The organism is Brevundimonas sp. LF-1 (assembly GCF_037055305.1).
Lineage (GTDB): Bacteria > Pseudomonadota > Alphaproteobacteria > Caulobacterales > Caulobacteraceae > Brevundimonas > Brevundimonas sanguinis.
Window position 1 is genome coordinate 2,225,290 of sequence record NZ_CP146349.1, and the last position, 16,919, is coordinate 2,242,208.

General features: G+C 67.4%; 13 protein-coding genes and 4 pseudogenes. 13 read left to right on the top strand and 4 right to left on the bottom strand.

Annotated elements, in window-relative coordinates:
- The first annotated feature begins 4 nt into the window (after positions 1-4).
- Complete coding sequence (locus tag V8F63_RS12305; protein ID WP_392353414.1) at positions 5-499, top strand: CinA family protein; 495 nt, start codon at positions 5-7, stop codon at positions 497-499.
- Positions 496-738 (top strand): sulfurtransferase TusA family protein, encoded by a 243-nt coding sequence (locus tag V8F63_RS12310; RefSeq protein WP_392353416.1) that lies wholly within the window; start codon positions 496-498, stop codon positions 736-738. The genes V8F63_RS12305 and V8F63_RS12310 overlap by 4 nt, the downstream gene beginning before the upstream one ends.
- Here V8F63_RS12310 and V8F63_RS12315 read toward each other — a convergent pair.
- A complete protein-coding gene (locus V8F63_RS12315) occupies positions 704-1,633 on the bottom strand; it encodes a YihY/virulence factor BrkB family protein (RefSeq protein ID WP_253121604.1) in 930 nt (309 codons plus the stop codon). The two genes, V8F63_RS12310 and V8F63_RS12315, sit on opposite strands and share 35 nt — an antisense overlap.
- Positions 1,634-1,970: 337 nt before the next feature.
- Here V8F63_RS12315 and V8F63_RS12320 point away from each other — a divergent pair, with 337 nt between their 5' ends.
- Positions 1,971-3,128 carry a diguanylate cyclase gene (locus tag V8F63_RS12320; protein WP_392353419.1) on the top strand — a complete coding sequence of 386 codons (1,158 nt, stop codon included), beginning with the start codon at positions 1,971-1,973 and terminating at the stop codon, positions 3,126-3,128.
- On the opposite strand, the pseudogene V8F63_RS12325 reads toward V8F63_RS12320, so the two are convergent.
- Positions 3,125-4,266, bottom strand: a pseudogene (locus V8F63_RS12325) (bifunctional 2-C-methyl-D-erythritol 4-phosphate cytidylyltransferase/2-C-methyl-D-erythritol 2,4-cyclodiphosphate synthase). The gene V8F63_RS12320 and the pseudogene V8F63_RS12325 sit on opposite strands and share 4 nt — an antisense overlap.
- 65 nt (positions 4,267-4,331) lie before the next feature.
- On the opposite strand from V8F63_RS12325, the gene dusB reads away from it, so the two are divergent.
- From dusB to V8F63_RS12365, 8 genes and pseudogenes are all read left to right on the top strand, one after another.
- Positions 4,332-5,381: a tRNA dihydrouridine synthase DusB gene (gene dusB, locus V8F63_RS12330; RefSeq protein WP_134580722.1), complete on the top strand. Its 1,050-nt coding sequence runs from the start codon at positions 4,332-4,334 to the stop codon at positions 5,379-5,381.
- Positions 5,381-7,573, top strand: coding sequence for a PAS domain-containing sensor histidine kinase (locus V8F63_RS12335; RefSeq protein WP_392355091.1), 2,193 nt, complete (start codon positions 5,381-5,383; stop codon positions 7,571-7,573). Before dusB ends, V8F63_RS12335 begins: the two co-directional genes overlap by 1 nt.
- A gap of 66 nt (positions 7,574-7,639) precedes the next feature.
- A pseudogene (locus V8F63_RS12340) lies at positions 7,640-9,045 on the top strand (sigma-54 dependent transcriptional regulator).
- Positions 9,045-9,903, top strand: a pseudogene (locus V8F63_RS12345) (D-amino-acid transaminase). Before V8F63_RS12340 ends, V8F63_RS12345 begins: the two co-directional pseudogenes overlap by 1 nt.
- 104 nt (positions 9,904-10,007) lie before the next feature.
- Positions 10,008-10,253, top strand: a complete 246-nt coding sequence (gene hfq, locus V8F63_RS12350; protein WP_003164861.1) for an RNA chaperone Hfq — start codon at positions 10,008-10,010, stop codon at positions 10,251-10,253.
- A pseudogene (gene hflX / locus V8F63_RS12355) lies at positions 10,254-11,566 on the top strand (GTPase HflX).
- Positions 11,567-11,573: 7 nt separating this feature from the next.
- Positions 11,574-12,770, top strand: coding sequence for a Na+/H+ antiporter (locus V8F63_RS12360; RefSeq protein ID WP_392353422.1), 1,197 nt, complete (start codon positions 11,574-11,576; stop codon positions 12,768-12,770).
- On the top strand, positions 12,728-13,201 hold the full coding sequence (locus tag V8F63_RS12365) for a hypothetical protein (protein ID WP_392353423.1): 474 nt from the start codon (positions 12,728-12,730) through the stop codon (positions 13,199-13,201). Before V8F63_RS12360 ends, V8F63_RS12365 begins: the two co-directional genes overlap by 43 nt.
- 1 nt (position 13,202) lies before the next feature.
- Here the strand turns inward: V8F63_RS12365 and mazG are convergent, their stop codons facing one another.
- Positions 13,203-13,991 (bottom strand): nucleoside triphosphate pyrophosphohydrolase, encoded by a 789-nt coding sequence (gene mazG / locus V8F63_RS12370; RefSeq protein ID WP_392353424.1) that lies wholly within the window; start codon positions 13,989-13,991, stop codon positions 13,203-13,205.
- A complete protein-coding gene (locus V8F63_RS12375) occupies positions 13,992-15,377 on the bottom strand; it encodes an MFS transporter (RefSeq protein WP_392353425.1) in 1,386 nt (461 codons plus the stop codon).
- Positions 15,378-15,495: 118 nt separating this feature from the next.
- Between V8F63_RS12375 and V8F63_RS12380 the strand changes: the two genes are divergently transcribed.
- Positions 15,496-16,353, top strand: coding sequence for a M15 family metallopeptidase (locus V8F63_RS12380; RefSeq protein ID WP_392353427.1), 858 nt, complete (start codon positions 15,496-15,498; stop codon positions 16,351-16,353).
- The gene (locus V8F63_RS12385) at positions 16,350-16,814 is read left to right on the top strand and encodes a hypothetical protein (protein ID WP_392353428.1); all 465 of its coding nucleotides are present in this window, start codon (positions 16,350-16,352) and stop codon (positions 16,812-16,814) included. Before V8F63_RS12380 ends, V8F63_RS12385 begins: the two co-directional genes overlap by 4 nt.
- Positions 16,815-16,919 lie beyond the last annotated feature (105 nt).

Here is a 16,919-nt window from a genome sequence, read left to right on the forward strand (position 1 = left end):
TCCCATGTTGCCGCAGGATATCGAGGCGACCGCTGAAGGCGTGATCCGCCATGCGATCAAGGCCGGTCTGATGATCTCTACGGCCGAAAGCTGCACCGGCGGGCTGGTGACGGGCGCCCTGACGGCGATCGCTGGGTCTTCGGCCGTCGTGGATCGGGGCTTCATCACCTACAGCAACGAGGCCAAGACGGAGATGCTGGGCGTGCCGCAGGACGTGCTGGCGCGTTTCGGGGCGGTGTCGGAACCGACGGCGCGGGCCATGGCCGAGGGAGCCAAGGCGCGCTCGCGGGCCCAGGTCGCGGTGTCGGTCACTGGCATCGCCGGGCCAGGCGGGGGCTCGGACGACAAGCCGGTCGGTCTGGTTCACTTCGCCGTAGCGCGGGCGGACGGGTCGGTCGCCCATGTTGAAAAGCGCTTCGGCGCCATTGGGCGCGACCAGGTGCGGTTGGAAAGCGTGCGCGTGGCATTGGGCCTGTTGCAGGACGCCGTGACGCGATGAGCGACCCGGTCGTCATCGACGCGCGGGGTCACAAGTGTCCCGTGCCCAGCCTGAGGCTACGCAAGGCGATGGAAGGCGGCCGCGCGGGCGCGCAATGGACGTTGCTGGCGACCGATCCTATGGCGCGGATCGACGTGCCCTTCCTGATGCAGGAAATGGGCGGTCAGGTCATTGGGATCGAAGATTCGGATGGCGTGCTTCAGATCACTGTCGAGAGCGGCGACGCTCGGACAGGCTGACAACCGTATCGGGATAGGTCTCGGACGGGGGCAGGGCGGTGCGTTTTTCCCAGTCGATCTCCAGTTCCGTGGCGAAGGCGCCGCCATAGAAGACGGCGTTCACGTTCCACGATAGCCAGATCAGCAGCACCACCACGGCGCCGACCGAGCCGTAGGTCGCGCCCAGATGCACGATCTGCTCGACGTAGATGGTGCACAGCCACGAGAAGAAGCTGGACATGACCGTGGCGACCAGGCCGCCGATGACGGCGGCCTTCCAGGCGACGCGCTTGGCGTGCGCCATGGCGTATCGATAGAGCATGGTCAGCCCCAGCCACAGCCCGAGAGCGGGCCACAAGCCATCGAGCGGCAGGGTCATCCAGCCGCCTGGTTGGTCGACATAGGCGTGCTCCATCAGGCGCGAGGTGACGACGGCGCCCGACACCACGGTGAACAGCACGAAGGCCGCAAGCGCGACCAGGAAGGCCAGCAGGTTGAACTTGAAAAAGCCCAGCGGCTTGGTCTCGTCGTGGATCAGGTTCAGCCCCGCCAGCAAGGCCTTGAAGCCCCGATGCGCGGCGTAGGCGCCGATCACCAGGGCGATCGCGCTCTGCAGCGACACGGTCCGCGCCGAAGTATTGGCCAGGCGGTCGATCTCGTTCAGGAACAGGGTGCGCGCGGCCGAGGGGATGACATCCGCCAGCGCCGCCGCCTGCTCGCTCACCTGTCCTATCGTCAGAACGGCCTTGTAGAAGCCGATCAGGATGGCGATGGCCGGGAACAGGGCCAGCAGGGCGAAAAAGGAAACCCCGCCGGTATAGAGCATGACGTCCCGGCCCCAGCTTCTGGCGAAGGCGCGGCCTGCAAGGCGCGCCATGTGCATGGGCAGGTCCGCGAGCGGTAAGGGCTGGGTCAATCCAAGGCCTCGTCGTCGAACAAGCGGGGGGATTAACCCCATTCGGCATGAAGTTGGAACCCCTGATCCGTCGCCCGGCGATATGTCGCCTTGCCCATTGCGGGCGGCCGCTGCGCCGGTATCATGCCCCAAGGCTCGGATACGGCGGCGGGGGCGGCCGGTCGAAGCCAGGAGATCCTTGCTTGCATCCCAATCCGCGCGTGCTGGTCGTCGCCGGCGCTGACGACTCCTGGATCCTCTGTGCGAAAGCCTGGATCAACTGGGTTGGCGAACCCTCACCGCGCGCGATCTCGATGCGGCTGTCCTGGCGCTGGACGACCTGACGATTGACGCCGCCGTGGTGGATACGTCGCTGCTGGACGCCTCGGCGATCGCGCGGCTGCGATCCGCGACCGACGCGCGCTATCTGACCATTCTAGGCGTGGGCGCGCCGAGCGGGGCCGGTCTCAATGGCTGCGATCTGACGCTGTCCAAGGCTCCGCACCCCGCTCAGGCGGCCATGCGTCTGGAGCAGATGACCCGTGCGGCGGTGGCGGAGGAAGAATTCGTTCTGCGCCAGGCCACGTTCAGCCAGCACGGCGTCAACCTGGCGGCGCCCGACATGGAATCGGCGCCGCTGAACATCCTGACGGCCGGCGCTGCAGATCGTCGCTTCCTGGCGCTTTCTAACGCCCTGGTGGCGTTGGGGGCTGAGGTGGTGGCGGCGCCGACGCCATATACTGCGTTTGACTATCTGCATGAGCGCGAGTTCGACGGCGCCGTGCTGTGGGGCGATCGCTCTCACGCGCCGGCCTTGGCGATCGCTGCGGGAATGCGCCGCAACACGCGTCTCTATCATATCCCGCTGACCCTCTACCTGCGGGACGAGGAGGCGGGCGAGGCCTTGGGCGACCTTTACCGGCGAGGGTTCGCCGACGTCGCCGATCCGACCACGCCGGAAGAGGACGCCGCAGCCCGCATTGTCGCCCTGGCGCGCAACCATCGCCGCCAGCAGGGACTGCGCCGGGCGCTGGATGCGGTGCGTAGCAGCGAACTTATGGACGCGGCGACGGGGCTGTTCAGCCGCGACCTCTTCGCCTCGCATCTGGGCCGATTGGCGGACGGCGCCCGACTGCGCTCGCGGCATTTGTCTGTGGGCGTTCTGCGCGTGGCGGGAAGTCAGCAGTTGGGCGAATTACGGACGGGCGGCTGGCTGGAGAAGGCCATGCCCCAGGTCGGCGCCATGGTGTCGCGCCTGGTGAGGGTCGAGGACACCGCTGCGCGCCTGTCGAGCGAGACGTTCGCACTGGCCTTGCCCGCCGCCGACGAAGCCTCGGCCCGCGTCACGGCTGAGCGGATCGCGGCCGTCATCGCCTGCACCGCCTTCGACGCCGGCAAGGATCGCCCTCCATTCGTCGTGGAACTGGACGTAGGGGTGGCCCAGTTGAGGTCCGACGACACGGCGCTGACCCTGCTTGAGCGAGCCGCCGCCGGACTGGCGCGCGTCAAGCCTTAGCCGGGCAGTTCGACCGAGACGGCGGCCTGGGCCGCCAGACCTTCGCCGCGTCCTGTGAAACCAAGGCCCTCGCTGGTGGTCGCTTTCACGCTGACGGCGTCCAGCGGCAAGTTCAGCAGATCCGCCAGGCGCTCGCGCATCGCCTGTCGATGAGGCTTCACCTTGGGCTGCTCGCAGATCAGGGTGATGTCCACGTTGACGATGCGCCCTCCGCGCGCCGCCACCCGCTCGGCCGCATAGACCAGGAAACGGTCCGAGGCGGCGCCCTTCCATTGCGGGTCGCTGGGCGGGAAATGGTCGCCGATGTCGCCGTCGGCGATGGAGCCCAGAATAGCGTCGGTCAGGGCGTGCAGGCCCGCATCGGCGTCCGAATGGCCGATCAGGGTCTGGTCGTGTGGTATCTCGACCCCGCACAGCCAGACCGATGATCCCGGTCCCCAGCGATGGACATCGAACCCCTGTCCGATGCGAACGACGGTGCGGGGGCGGCGAGCGCCTCGGCCATGGCGAAATCCTCAGGGTAGGTCAGTTTCAAAAGGCGGGGATCGCCGGGGATCAAGCGGACGCGGCCGCCGGCGCGCTCGACCACGGCGGCTTCGTCGGTCGCCGTCTCATTGTTCGGCCATGCGGCATAGGCGTCGCGGATGGTCTTCAGGCGGAAGGCCTGAGGCGTCTGGGCGCGCCAGAGGTTGTCGCGATCGACGCCGCCGACAATGAAATCATCCTCGGCGCGACGCAGGCTGTCGGCGACGGCAAGGGCGGGCAGGACGCCGTCGGCGTCCTTAAGGCCCTGCAGCAGCGCCTTTATGATGTCGGCGCTCAGGAACGGCCTGGCGGCGTCGTGGATCAGCACGGGCTCGGCGTCGTCCGCCGTCAGCGCCGCCAGGCCGGCCTGAACCGAGGCGGCACGGGTCGCGCCGCCGGGCACGGCGCGCCAGCCGGATAGCGCTGCCAGAGCCGTCTGGGCCATCGGCGCGGCGTCGGCGGCGATCACCACCACGACCTCACGCGCGCCGGCCTTCAGCAAAGCCTCGACCGACCAGGCCACGACCGGGCGTCCGGCGACGACGCGCCACTGCTTGGCGCCTCCGGCCCGCGAACCCGAACCGGCGGCGACGACAATCGCTGAGAATCCCATGACGGCCTTCTAGGCGTCCCGGTTCCGCTTGACGAGAGGGGCGCCTTCGGTGCTAAGGGAGCCGTATGAAGACTGGCCTGCAAATTGGGGACGTAAGGATCGACGGACGGGTGCTGATGGCGCCCATGACCGGGATCACCGACCTGCCGTTTCGGGTGCTGGCCTCGCAACTGGGCGCCTCTTATGTGGCGACCGAAATGGTGGCGGCGGCTGAGCTGGCGCGCGCGCGGCCGGACGTGGTGCGGCGCGCCGCCGTCGGCGGGGGTCTGCCGCTGACGGTGATCCAGCTGGTCGGCGGCGACGCCGAGGCGATGGCCGAGGGCGCGCGTATGGCGCAGAAGGCCGGCGCCGACATCATCGATCTGAACTTCGGCTGTCCGGCGAAGGAAGTCACCGGCGCAGCCTGCGGCTCGGCCCTGATGCGGACGCCGGATCAGGCGGCGCGGATCATGGAGGCGGTCGTACAAGCCGTCAGTCGGCCGGTGACGGTCAAGATGCGGCTCGGCTGGGACGACAACAGTCTGAACGCCGCCGATCTGGCGCGTCGGGCCGAGGGGCTGGGCGTGGCGGCGGTGACGGTGCACGGCCGCACCCGCAAGCAGTTCTACACCGGGATCGCCGACTGGGACGCGGTAGCCGAGGTGAAGCAGGCGGTAGGCGTTCCCGTCATCGTTAACGGCGACATTATCACCGCTGAACAGGCGCGCGAGGCCTTGGCGCGATCCGGCGCCGACGCCCTGATGCTGGGTCGAGGCGTCTATGGGCGGCCGTGGCTGGCCGCGCATCTGGAGCGCGCCCTGATCGACGGGACGCAACTGCGCGAGCCGGATCGGGAAGAACGGCTGGCGATCGTCATCCGGCATCTGCGGGCGTCGGCTGACTTCTACGGCCTGCCGCTGGGGCTGAAGATGTTCCGCAAACATCTGGGCTGGTACATCGAACAGGCGCCCTGGCCGGCCGATCCAACCGAGCGACGAGCGGCCAAGGCGCGTCTTTGCCGGCTGGAGACGCCAGAGGAGGTCGAGGAGGCGCTGACGGCGCTGTGGCTTGATGTGAAGCATTCTCGCAACTTGGCTGTTGAAAATAAGCCACAGGTGGTTGAAGCTATCGCTTGATGTCGAACCCCGCCGCCCCGGCTGATCACCACAACTCGGAGCTTTCGCTCTGGGGGCGGTTGGCTGGCGGTCGGGCGCGCGCCCTGTTCGGCACAGCCTATGCGATCGCCTTCATCGTCACGGCGGCTGCGATCTGGCTGGTCGCCATCGCGCCCGGCGCGACCGTCGGCGGAGATGCGCGCTCAGCGGCCAGTCAGGCCGTGTTGTTCATCTTGCTGGCCAATCTGGTCCTGATCTTCGGGCTGGCCTTTGTGATCGGCGGTCGGGTGCTGCGTCTGTTCCGCAATCGCTACAACCCCGGCGCGCGGCTGCATTTGCGCTTCGTGACCCTGTTCTCGCTGGTTTCGGTCGTGCCCGCCGTGCTGATCGCCCTGGTGTTTGGGGTCCTGGTCAACCGCGGCGTCGATCAGTGGTTCAGCGCCAATGTGCAGTCGGCGGTCAGGAACGGGGCCGAGATCGGCCGCGCCTATGTCGCCGACGTCGGCAGCGGGCTTGAGGCGGACATGGAGACCATGTCCACCGAACTGGGCGGGGTGCGGGGCCTGTTCGACAACCGTATCCAGTTTTCCCGCGCCCTGGCTCAGATCGGCGACTTCTTCGGCTATCCGGCGCTTTATATCCTCGACGAGAACGGCCGCGTGCTGGCCAGCGGCGAGCGGCCCGGGGCCCCGCCCTATGTCGCGCCGCCCCGCGAAGCCTTGGAGACGGTCGCGGGCGGCGAGGTGGCCCCCACCACGGTGACGGAGAACCCCGACACGGTTCGCGCCCTCTATCCGCTGCCTGACTATGGCGACGCCTATCTCTACGTCGTTCGCCCGCTGGCGCCGGGCCTGATCCAGCGGATGCGCAACGGCGAGGAATCCATCACCGCCTATCGCGAGGCCGAGGAAAGCCGCGCCCGCATCCAGGCGGCTTTCGCCCTTAGCTATCTCGAGACGGCCCTGCTGGTGCTGGTCGGCGCGGTGTGGCTGGCCATGTCGGCGGCCAGTTCGATCTCGGCGCCGATCGGGCGACTGGTCCGGGCGGCGGATCAGGTCGCCGGCGGCGATCTGGACGCAAGGGTCGATAATGCTGAGGCGCCGGCAGAGCTGATCGTCCTGTCCGAAGCGTTCAACCGCATGACGCAGGACATCAAGACCCAGCAGGCCGCCTTGAAGACCGCCTCGGACGAAGCTCAGGCCCGAAGCCTGTTCATTGAAACCGTGCTGTCGGGCGTCAGCGCAGGCGTCATCGGCCTTGACCGCAAGCGCCGCATCTCGGCTATCAACGACAGCGCCAGCCACCTGCTGGGCCTGGACGCCGACCATGTGCAGGGACGTCGTCTGGCCGAGGTGGCGCCGGAACTGGGCGAACTGTCCGAGCGCGGCGAGGCCCATATCGAAGAAGACATCGACATCGACCGCAACGGCGATGCCCTGCGCCTGCGGGTCCGGATCGAAGGCGGGCAGGGCGGCGAGATGGTGCTGACCTTCGACGATATCACGCGTCTGGTCACGGCCCAGCGCAACGCCGCCTGGCGCGATGTGGCGCGGCGCATCGCCCATGAAATCAAGAACCCGCTGACCCCGATCCAGCTGTCGGCCGAACGCTTGCGTCGCCGCTATCGCGAGCAGGTCGGCGAGGATGTCGAAGTCTTCGATCGCTGTACCGAGACCATCATCCGCCAGGTCGGCGATATCGGACGGATGGTGGACGAATTCTCGTCCTTCGCGCGGATGCCCGCGCCTCGTTTCTCACGCGAGAACCCGGCCGAAATGCTGCGCGAGGCGGTGTTCGCCCAGCGCGTTGCAGCGGGGGATATCGGCGTCGATCTGATCGAGCCCCTGCCGGACGTCGTGATGCAGGCTGACGGTCGCATGGTGCGTCAGGCCCTCGCCAATATCCTGAAGAACGCAGGCGAGGCGGTGGCCGGTCGGCGCGAGCGGGACGGGGTGACGGAGCCCGGTCTGGGCATCATCGCCCGTCTGACGGTCGAGGACGGTTTCGCCTCCTTCGTCATCGAGGACGACGGCGTCGGCCTGCCCGCCAAGGATCGGGACCGGCTGACCGAACCTTATGTAACGACGCGCGAGAAGGGGACGGGCCTGGGCCTGGCCATCGTCAAGCGCATTTGTGAAGACCACGGCGGAGAGCTGAAGCTGGCCGACGCCGAAACCTTGTCAGGCGCGCGCGTGTGCCTGACCTTCCCCTGAGCCAGGATCATAAGGCCGTCGCTCGCGCGTCCAGCGCGATGCGGACGGCGGAGTAAGAGAGGCGTCATGAAAAGCACCGGTGCCGACATTCTGGTCGTCGACGACGAAGCCGATATCCGCGAGCTGGTTTCCGGCCTGCTGGAGGACGAAGGCCACGCGGTCCGCACGGCCGCCAACTCCGACGAAGCCCTGGCCGCCATCAAGGCGCGCAAGCCTTCGCTGGCGGTCCTGGACATCTGGATGCAGGGCGGCGGACTGGACGGCCTGGAACTGCTGGACGTGGTGCGTGAACTGGATGAGGACCTGCCGGTCGTCATGATCTCGGGCCACGGCAATATTGAAACGGCGGTCAGCGCCCTGAAGCGCGGCGCCTATGACTTCATCGAAAAGCCGTTCAAGTCCGACCGGCTTGTGGTGGTGGTCGAGCGGGCGCTGGAAGCGGCGTCCCTGAAGCGCGAGAACCGTCGCCTGCGCGCCCAGACGCTGACGCCCACCGGCCTGATCGGCAAGTCGGTGGCGGCGCAGGCGCTGCGCAGCACCATCTCCAAGGTGGCCCCCGCCAACAGCCGATTCTGATCGCGGGGCCTCCGGGCTCGGGCAAGGAACTGGTCGCACGCCAGATTCACGACGCCAGCCCGCGCGCCAGGGCCGAGTTCGTGGCGATCTCGGCCGCCGGCATGACGCCCGAGCGCCTTGACGTCGAACTGTTCGGGGAAGAAGGCGGCGACGGCCGCCCGCGCAAGATCGGCGTCTTTGAACAGGCGCATAACGGCACCCTGTTCCTGGATGACGTGGCCGACATGCCACGCGAGAGCCAGAGCCGCATCCTGCGTGTTCTGGTCGAGCAGCGGTTCCGCCGCGTCGGCGGCGAACAGGATGTTCAGGTCGACGTGCGGGTCATCAGCTCGACCTCGCGCGATCTGCGTCTGGAGATCAGCGAAGGGCGCTTCCGCGAGGACCTGTTCCACCGCCTGAACGTGGTGCCGATCCGCGTCCCGCCGCTGTCCGAACGTCGCGAGGATATCAGCGAACTGGTCGAGTATTTCGTCGATAACCTGTCGGCGTCGCAGGGGCTGCCGCATCGCCGCATCGCCGATGACGCTCTGGCTGTCCTGCAGGTCCATCCTTGGCCCGGCAACGTTCGGCAACTGCGCAACAATGTCGAACGCCTGCTGATCCTGGCGACCGGGACGGCGGACGAGCCGATAACGGCGGACATGCTGCCGCAGGAGGTGGCGTCGTCCGCCAGCCCCGCCTCGCTCAGCGCCGATCGCATCATCGCCCTGCCGCTGCGTGAAGCCAGGGAGGTGTTCGAGCGGGAATATCTTTCGGCGCAGATCATGCGCTTTGGCGGCAATATCTCGCGCACGGCCGCCTTCATCGGCATGGAGCGGTCGGCGCTGCATCGCAAGCTTAAGTCGCTGGGCGTGTCGCCCGCACGCGGCGGAGACGAAGAAGGAGAGGGCGCCTGATGTCCAGGGTCGCCTATGTAAACGGCGTTTATCAGCCGCACGGCCAGGCCGTGGTTCACATCGAGGATCGCGGGTTTCAGTTCGCCGACGGCGTCTATGAGGTCTGGTCCGTGTTTGACGGCAGGCTGGCTGACTATGAGGGCCATCTGAGCCGGTTGGCGCGCAGCCTGACCGAGCTGCGCATCGACATTCCCATGTCGGCCCAGTCTCTGGGCATCGTCTTGCGTGAAACCATCCGCCGCAACCGGGTGCGCAACGGCCTGGTCTATATCCAGATCACGCGCGGCACCGCCCCGCGCGATCACGCCTTCCCCAAGGATGTAGCGCCCAGCGTCATCGTCACCGCCAAGTCTGTTGACCTGAAGAAGGGCGAAGCCCTGGCCGCCAGGGGCCGCCGGCGTCACCCACCCGGACATGCGCTGGGGCCGTTGCGACATCAAGACCGTCGGCCTGCTGCCCAACGCCCTGGCCAAACAGGCGGCTCGCGAGCGCGGGGCCTATGAGGCCATCCTGTTCGACGAAATGGGCATGGTGACCGAGGGCTCCTCGACCAACGCGTGGATCGTTGACGAGAACGGCAAGCTGCGGACCCGCGACACTCAGGCCAACATCCTGCGCGGCATCACCCGCGCGGCGATTCTGAAGCTAGTGGAGGCGGAGGGCATTGAACTGGAAGAGCGCGCCTTCAGCGTCGAAGAGGCCAAGCGCGCGCGTGAAATCTTCGTCACGGCGGCCAGTTCTTTCGTCATGCCGATCGTATCTCTGGACGGGGTCCGCATCGGCGAGGGCAAGCCCGGCCCGGTGGCGACCCGCCTGCGCGAGATTTATCTGGAACAGGCGCGCCGCGAGGCCATTTAAGGCGTTGCCGCACCGGCGAGGGTGGCTAAGGTCGCTGACGCGGGCGGCGCGTCCGCCTCGGCCTCCCTGCCGATGAAAAAGACCAAGAACAGGATCAACCTGCCATGTCGCAAGACAAACGACAGAACCTTCAGGACACCTTCCTGAACAGCGTCCGCAAGACGAAAACTCCGCTGACCATCTTCCTGGTGAACGGCGTCAAGCTTCAGGGCATTGTGACCTGGTTCGACAACTTCTGTGTGCTTCTGCGTCGGGACGGCCAGTCGCAACTGGTGTATAAGCACGCCATCTCGACCATCATGCCGTCCGCGCCCGTGCAGTTGTACGAGCCCGACGCCGAAGAAGACTGATTGACCTCCAAACTCATTGACCACGCCGTCCCGCTGATCCGGGCCGTCGTTATCCATCCCGACCGTCGCGGCGACAATGCGCGCCATGCTTCCGAACGCCTGGAAGAAGCCGTGGGCCTGGCCCAGGCGCTGGATCTTGATGTCCGAGCGCAGGAGATCGTTCGCCTGCGCTCCGTCACGCCCGCCACCCTGATCGGACGAGGCAAGCTGGAAGAAATCGCGGCCCTGATCCTGGCGGCCGACGCCGAGGCGGTCGTCGTCGACGACCAGCTGACCCGGTGCAGCAGCGCAACCTGGAACGGTTCTGGGACATCAAGGTCATCGACCGAACCGGACTGATCCTCGAGATCTTCGGCCGTCGCGCCCGCACGCGTGAAGGGCGCCTCCAGGTCGAGCTGGCCCGGCTGGAATACGAACGCTCGCGCCTTGTCCGCACTTGGACCCACCTGGAGCGCCAACGCGGCGGCACGGGCGGCGTCGGCGGTCCCGGCGAAACCCAGATCGAGCTGGACCGGCGGATGATCGCCGACCGCATCGTCCGGTTGAAGGCCGAACTGGAAGAGGTGCGGCGCACGCGCGGCCTGCACCGCAAGGCGCGCAAACAGGTCCCGTTCCCGTCTGTCGCCCTGGTTGGCTACACCAATGCGGGGAAGTCCACGCTATTCAACCGGCTGACCGGGGCCGAGGTAATGGCCAAGGACCTGCTGTTCGCCACCCTGGACACCACCCAGCGCACCATCCGCCTGCCGCAGGGGCGTCCGGCCATCATCGCCGACACCGTGGGCTTTGTCTCCGACCTGCCGCACGAACTGGTCGAGAGCTTCCGCGCCACGTTGGAGGAGGTGGGCGAGGCGGACCTGATCCTGCACGTGCGCGACATCGCCTCGCCCGACAGCGCCGCCCAGGCCAAGGACGTCGAGACGGTGCTGGAGCAGATACCGACGCCCGACGGCAAGGCGCGCCGCATCCTGGAGGTCTGGAACAAGATCGACCTGCTGGAGCCCGAGACGCGGGAAACCGTGGTCGGTCAGGCCGAACGTCTGGCGCGCGAGGGATCGGCGGTGGCTGTGTCCGCGTGGACAGGCGAGGGGATCGAGGCGCTTCGCGAAACCATCGCCGCCCTGATCGACGACGACCCCGAGACGCAGCTTACGGTCGAACCGCATCGCGGCGACCTGCTGGCGTGGCTCTACGCCAACGGCCGGGTGACGGGGCGCGAGACGGATGATGACGGCCGGGTCCACCTGACGGTTCGACTGCACCCCGCCGCGCTAGGGCGACTTGAACGGCTGTATCCGGACGTGATCGACTGATCCCGTCATGCACCTGATCGAGACCATCCTCTTCCTGTTGCTGGCCGTGGTGCTGTCGGGATGGGTGGCTCGCATCACGCGCATCGCCCTGCCTCTGGTGCAGATCGCGCTGGGGGCCGGGGTGGTGATGATCACCGGCGAGTCGGTCGATCTGAAGCCGGACGTCTTCTTCCTGCTGTTCCTTCCGCCGCTGCTGTTCGTGGACGGCTGGCGCATCCCCAAGGAGGCGCTGTTCCGCGACCGGGTGGTGATCCTGGAATTGGCGCTGGGGCTGGTGGTCTTCACCGTTCTGGGGCTGGGCTTTCTGATCCACTGGATGATCCCGGCCATGCCCCTGGCCGTGGCCTTCGCCCTGGCGGCCATCCTGTCGCCGACGGACCCGATCGCGGTCCAGGCCATCGCTGGGCGGGCGCCGATACCCAAGCGGCTGATGCACATCCTGGAAGGCGAATCGCTGCTGAACGACGCCAGCGGCCTGACCTGCATGCGGATCGCCGTGATCGCGGCGACGACCGGCGCCTTTTCCCTGAGCAGCGCTTTTGGGACCTTCGCCTGGCTGGCTCTGGCGGGCGTGGCGGTCGGGATCGGCGTCACCCTGGCCATAGGGCTGGTAAAGGCCTTCATCAGCCGCCGCTGGGGCGAGGATGTCGGCGGCCAGATCCTGATCAGCCTGCTGATGCCCTTCGCGGCCTATCTGGCGGCGGAAACCATCCATGCTTCGGGCATCCTGGCGGCGGTGGCGGCGGGCGTGACCATGAGCTTCACCGAGCGGCAGGGGTCGGCCCTGGCCGCGACCCGCATTCGCCGCGCCGTGGTGTGGGACACGGTCCAGTTCGTCGGCAACGGCCTGATCTTCGTCATCCTGGGCGAGCAAATGCCCTCCATTATGGCGCGCGCGGCCGAGGTGATCCGCACGACCCAGCACAGCGAGCTATGGTGGCTGGCCGTTTACGTCTTCGCCATTGTCGCGGCCCTGGCGGCGTTGCGCTTCGTCTGGGTGTGGACCTCGCTGAAGCTGACCCTGTTCCGCCGCAAGGGCCGTCGCGCCCAGCCCAAGGTCGGTTTGAGGCTCGTGGCGGTCATGTCTCTGGCGGGCGTGCGCGGAGCGATCACCCTGGCCGGTATCCTGACCTTGCCCTTGTATCTGGGCGACGGGCGCCGATGCCGGCGCGGAACCTGGCCATCTTTCTGGCGGCGGGCGTGATCATCGTCTCGCTGGTGCTGGCGACCATCGCCCTGCCGCGCCTGTTGAAGGGCGTCCAACTGCCGCCCGAGGATGACCATGAGGCCGAGGAAAACCGCTCTCGTGTCGCCGCCGCCTGGGCCGCCATCCGCGCCATCGAGGACGCCCAGCACTTAATGGCCGAGGGCAAGGCGGACCCCGACTTCTACACCGAAACCGCTACACGGGTCATGGAGGTCTATCGGCACCGCATCGACATGCGCGCCAGCATGGAGGATGACGCCGTGGTCCAGGCTCGTCGCTCCGATGACATCGAGCGCCGCCTTCGACTGGCAGGGCTTGCCGCCGAGCGAGAGGAACTGGTCCGCCTCGGCCGCCAACGGCTCATTGATGAAGAAACGGCCCGCAAGCTGATCCGCGAGATCGACCTGCAGGAGTTGCGCTACATCTAGCTCAGGCTCGCTCGGCCGCCTTTGCGGCGTCCCACAGGGCGTCCATTTCTCGCAGGTCGGACTGTTCCGGCGTGCGGCCGTCCTTTTTCAGCTCGGCTTCAATGAACTCGAAGCGACGCACGAATTTGGCGTTGGCGGCGCGCAGGGCGTCTTCCGGTTCGACTTCCAGTTTGCGGGCCAAGTTGGCGACCACGAACAGCAGGTCGCCCAGTTCCTCGCGCGCCTTGTCCTTGTCGCCTGCGGCGATCTCGGCGCGCAGTTCCTGAACCTCTTCGGCCAGCTTATCGAACACCTCGTCGGTCGAGGGCCAGTCGAAGCCGACGCGGCCTGCGCGCTTGGTCAGCTTGGCGGCGCGGGTCAGGGCGGGCAGGCCGACCGGCACGTCGTCCAGCACCCCATGCTGTTCCTTGGCCTTGCGCTCGGCGGCCTTGATGTCTTCCCAACGGGCCTTCTGGGCCGGGCCGGTGGCCTTGGCGGCCTCGTCGCCGAAGACGTGCGGATGGCGGCGGACCAGCTTGTCGGCCATAGCCTCGGCCACGTCTTCCAGCCGGAAATGCCCGGCCTCCTCGGCCATGCGCGAGTGGAAGACCACCTGAAACAGCAGGTCGCCCAGTTCGACTCTCAGCTCGTCCATGTCGCCACGCTCGATGGCGTCGGCGACCTCATAGGCTTCCTCGATCGTATAGGGGGCGATCGTCTGGAAGGTTTGCTCCACGTCCCAGGGGCAGCCGCCGTTCGGATCGCGCAGGCGAACCATGATCTCTTTCAGGCGGTCGACGGGGTGGGTCATTCAGGCGTGTCCGGCGTCTCTTTGCGCCAGGGCGGCGCGGATTTCATCGTGTCGTTGAGCGGTCAGGGGATAGCCCTTCAGCACCCAGGTGGTGGCCGCCAATAGCAGGCCCGGCACGGCGATGAACAGGATCTGCAGCATCAACAAGGAGAAGTCGCTGTTCCCCTCTGGTCCCGGGAGAGGTTTGAACCCGACCAGCGGCAGGATGGCGTAGGGCAGCAGGGCGAAGACGTGCCCCATCTTGGTCGTGGCCGACAGTATGGAGAACATCAGGCCAGTGCGGTCCACGCCCGTCTCCAGCCGCACCTCGTCGCCGGCGTCCGCCATCATGGCGCGCAGCAGGAACAAGCCCGCCGCATAGGGCAGGCCGGCGATGAACATTGCGACCGCCGTCAGGGCGAAGTTCCCGCCCGGAACCAAGGTCGCGCCGACGTAGAAGACGGCGAAGATCAGGCTGGCCACGGCCAGGGCGCGATCCTTGCCGATCCGGGTCGCCAGCCAGGCCCAGATGGGCGCGCCTACCAGCCCGGCCATGAAGTAGATCAGCATGAACAGCGACGCCTGGGTGTGGTCGTAGCCCTTGATCTGGCCGAAGAAGAAGAACAGCAGCGACCCGGTGATGCCCGGCGCAATGCCCAGCAGCAGGTCGGCGATCAGCAGCTTGCGCACCGTCTTCATCCTGAACAGGGCCAGATAGGCGCGCGGGCCGCCGTGCGGCGCGGCGCCTGCGTTGATCGGCTCGGGCACGGCCGCCATCGCCAGGCCGATGGTCAGGGGCAGGGCGATGATGATGGCCCAGCCCATGATGCGCACCCCGTCGACGTAGTTCCCCAGGCCCGTCTTCACCACGATGGTCGGCAGGATCAGGATCAGGATCACGCCGATGATGTTGAACACCTGCCACCAGCCGTAGACCCGACTGCGCTGGTCGTACTGAGGCGCTAGCACGGCGGCCCAGCCCAACTGGCCCAGCGTTCCCATCGAAAAGCCGAGGTAGAGCACCAGCAGCCAGGCGAACAGGTAGATCGGCCCGGCGCCCTGCTGGACCGTCACGAACATCATCAGCGCGGCCAGCATCAGGATGGGCGTCGCCACAGCCATCCACGGGCGATAGCGGCCCAGCCGCGTGCGCGTCCTGTCCATGCCCCAGCCGATAAAGGGGTCGAAGACGATATCGATCAGCCGCACCGCCATGAAGACAGCCGCCACCATGCCCATCTCGATCCCGACATGGGTGGCGTAGAACTCCGGCAGGGTGACGGGCAGGGCCACGCCAAATGCCGCCAGCGGCAGGCACGGCCCTGAGAAGGCGGCCAGGATGGCGTTGGAGCGGCGCGGCGCGTCGGGCGCAGCTGTGGCGGACGAAGGCGCGGCGGTTGCGGTCATGCGGTCACAGCCCGGTCGCGGCGCGAGTCGGCCGCAATCCTCAGCATGCAGGTTTTCGGCGCAGGCGCGAAGACCGCGAGGGCTTGCGGCGACTCTCATCCTGAGGCCTGCTGCGGGCATGTGGAAAGCGTCCGCCTTCGTTATCGCCGCCTTGGCCGCCGCCGTCGCCGGACAGGCTTACGCCGAGGCGCCGGAACCCGCACCGACCGCCCAGATCTGCGACCGGGCGCCCGGCGCCTGGGACGATACGGCCGAGGCGAACGCCATCTCCCTCTATGCGCTTGAGTGGGTTCCGTTCGGGCCGTCGGAACTGGGCTGGGAAGTCTATGTGCCGCTGATCCAGCATGAGCTCGGTTCGCCCTGCGATCCGACATCGGCGGGGTTCGCGGAGGCCTTGGCGGGGTTTCAGGGGCGTTACGGACTGACGGCTAGCGGGCGTTTCGATCAGGCGACGTTTCAGGTGTTGCGGGGCCTGTGGCAGGAGCGGCGGCCCTTCGTCATGGCGCGGGTGAGGGGAGAGTGCCCTGATCCGCCGCCCGTCTCCGACCTGGCCTATCTGACGACAGGCGAGGAACACGCCGAGCGTCTGACGCGCCTGCTGCGTCGCGACGTGCTGGACGCCTATCGCGCGATGGCCACGGCGGCGCGCGCCGAAGTCCCCGAGATCGCCGCCGAGCCGGAACTGCTGCGCGTCTTCTCTTCCTTTCGCGACCCGGAGGCCGACGCCGCCCGATGTGCGCGTGACGGCAATTGCGACGGCCTGCGCCGCGCCGTCTGCTCGCCCCACCGGACCGGCACGGCGGTGGATCTGTATGTCGGCCACCTGCAGGGCATGGGGGTCGATTCCACCGATGTTCACAGCCGCCGTCACATGAGCCAGACGCCGACCTATCGCTGGCTGGTCAAGAACGCCGGGCGGTTCGGCTTCGTGCCCTACGTCTATGAGCCCTGGCACTGGGAGTGGGTCGGTCGATGATCCGACCCTTAGCCCACGGCGAGGCGGCGCTGGCGCGCGAGGTGTTCGGGCGCGACCTGCGGTTGGACGATATCCGCTTTCTGGGCTCGCCCTGGCCGTTCGATCGCGCCTTCGTGCCGGGGCGCTGGTTTGGACGTGACTGGATCGTCTGGCCCAGTGCGACGCTGGCGCCGGACCTGTCGCAGGCGCCGCTGAGAACGCAGGCGGTCTTCATCCACGAACTGGTCCACGTCTGGCAGGCGCAGAACGGCTTCAACCTGCTGACCGGCAAGCTGAAGGCGGGCGACGGGCCGGGCGCCTACGCCTATCCCGTCGATGACCGCTGTGAATGGATCGGCCTGAACATCGAACAGCAGGCCATGGTGGTCGAGCATCGCTTTCTGCTGTCGCGAGGCGCGCGGGTTCCGGGCGAGCCGGCGTTCTATCAGCGCATCTGCCCCATCGGCCTGGAGGATTCTTGACGGAGCCTCTTGCCGCTCCGGATAGAGCGTCTAGATTAGGCACCAACACAGTTGCTGTATAAGCATCGTATTTCACTCTCCCCGGAGCCGTAACGCCCAAGAAGC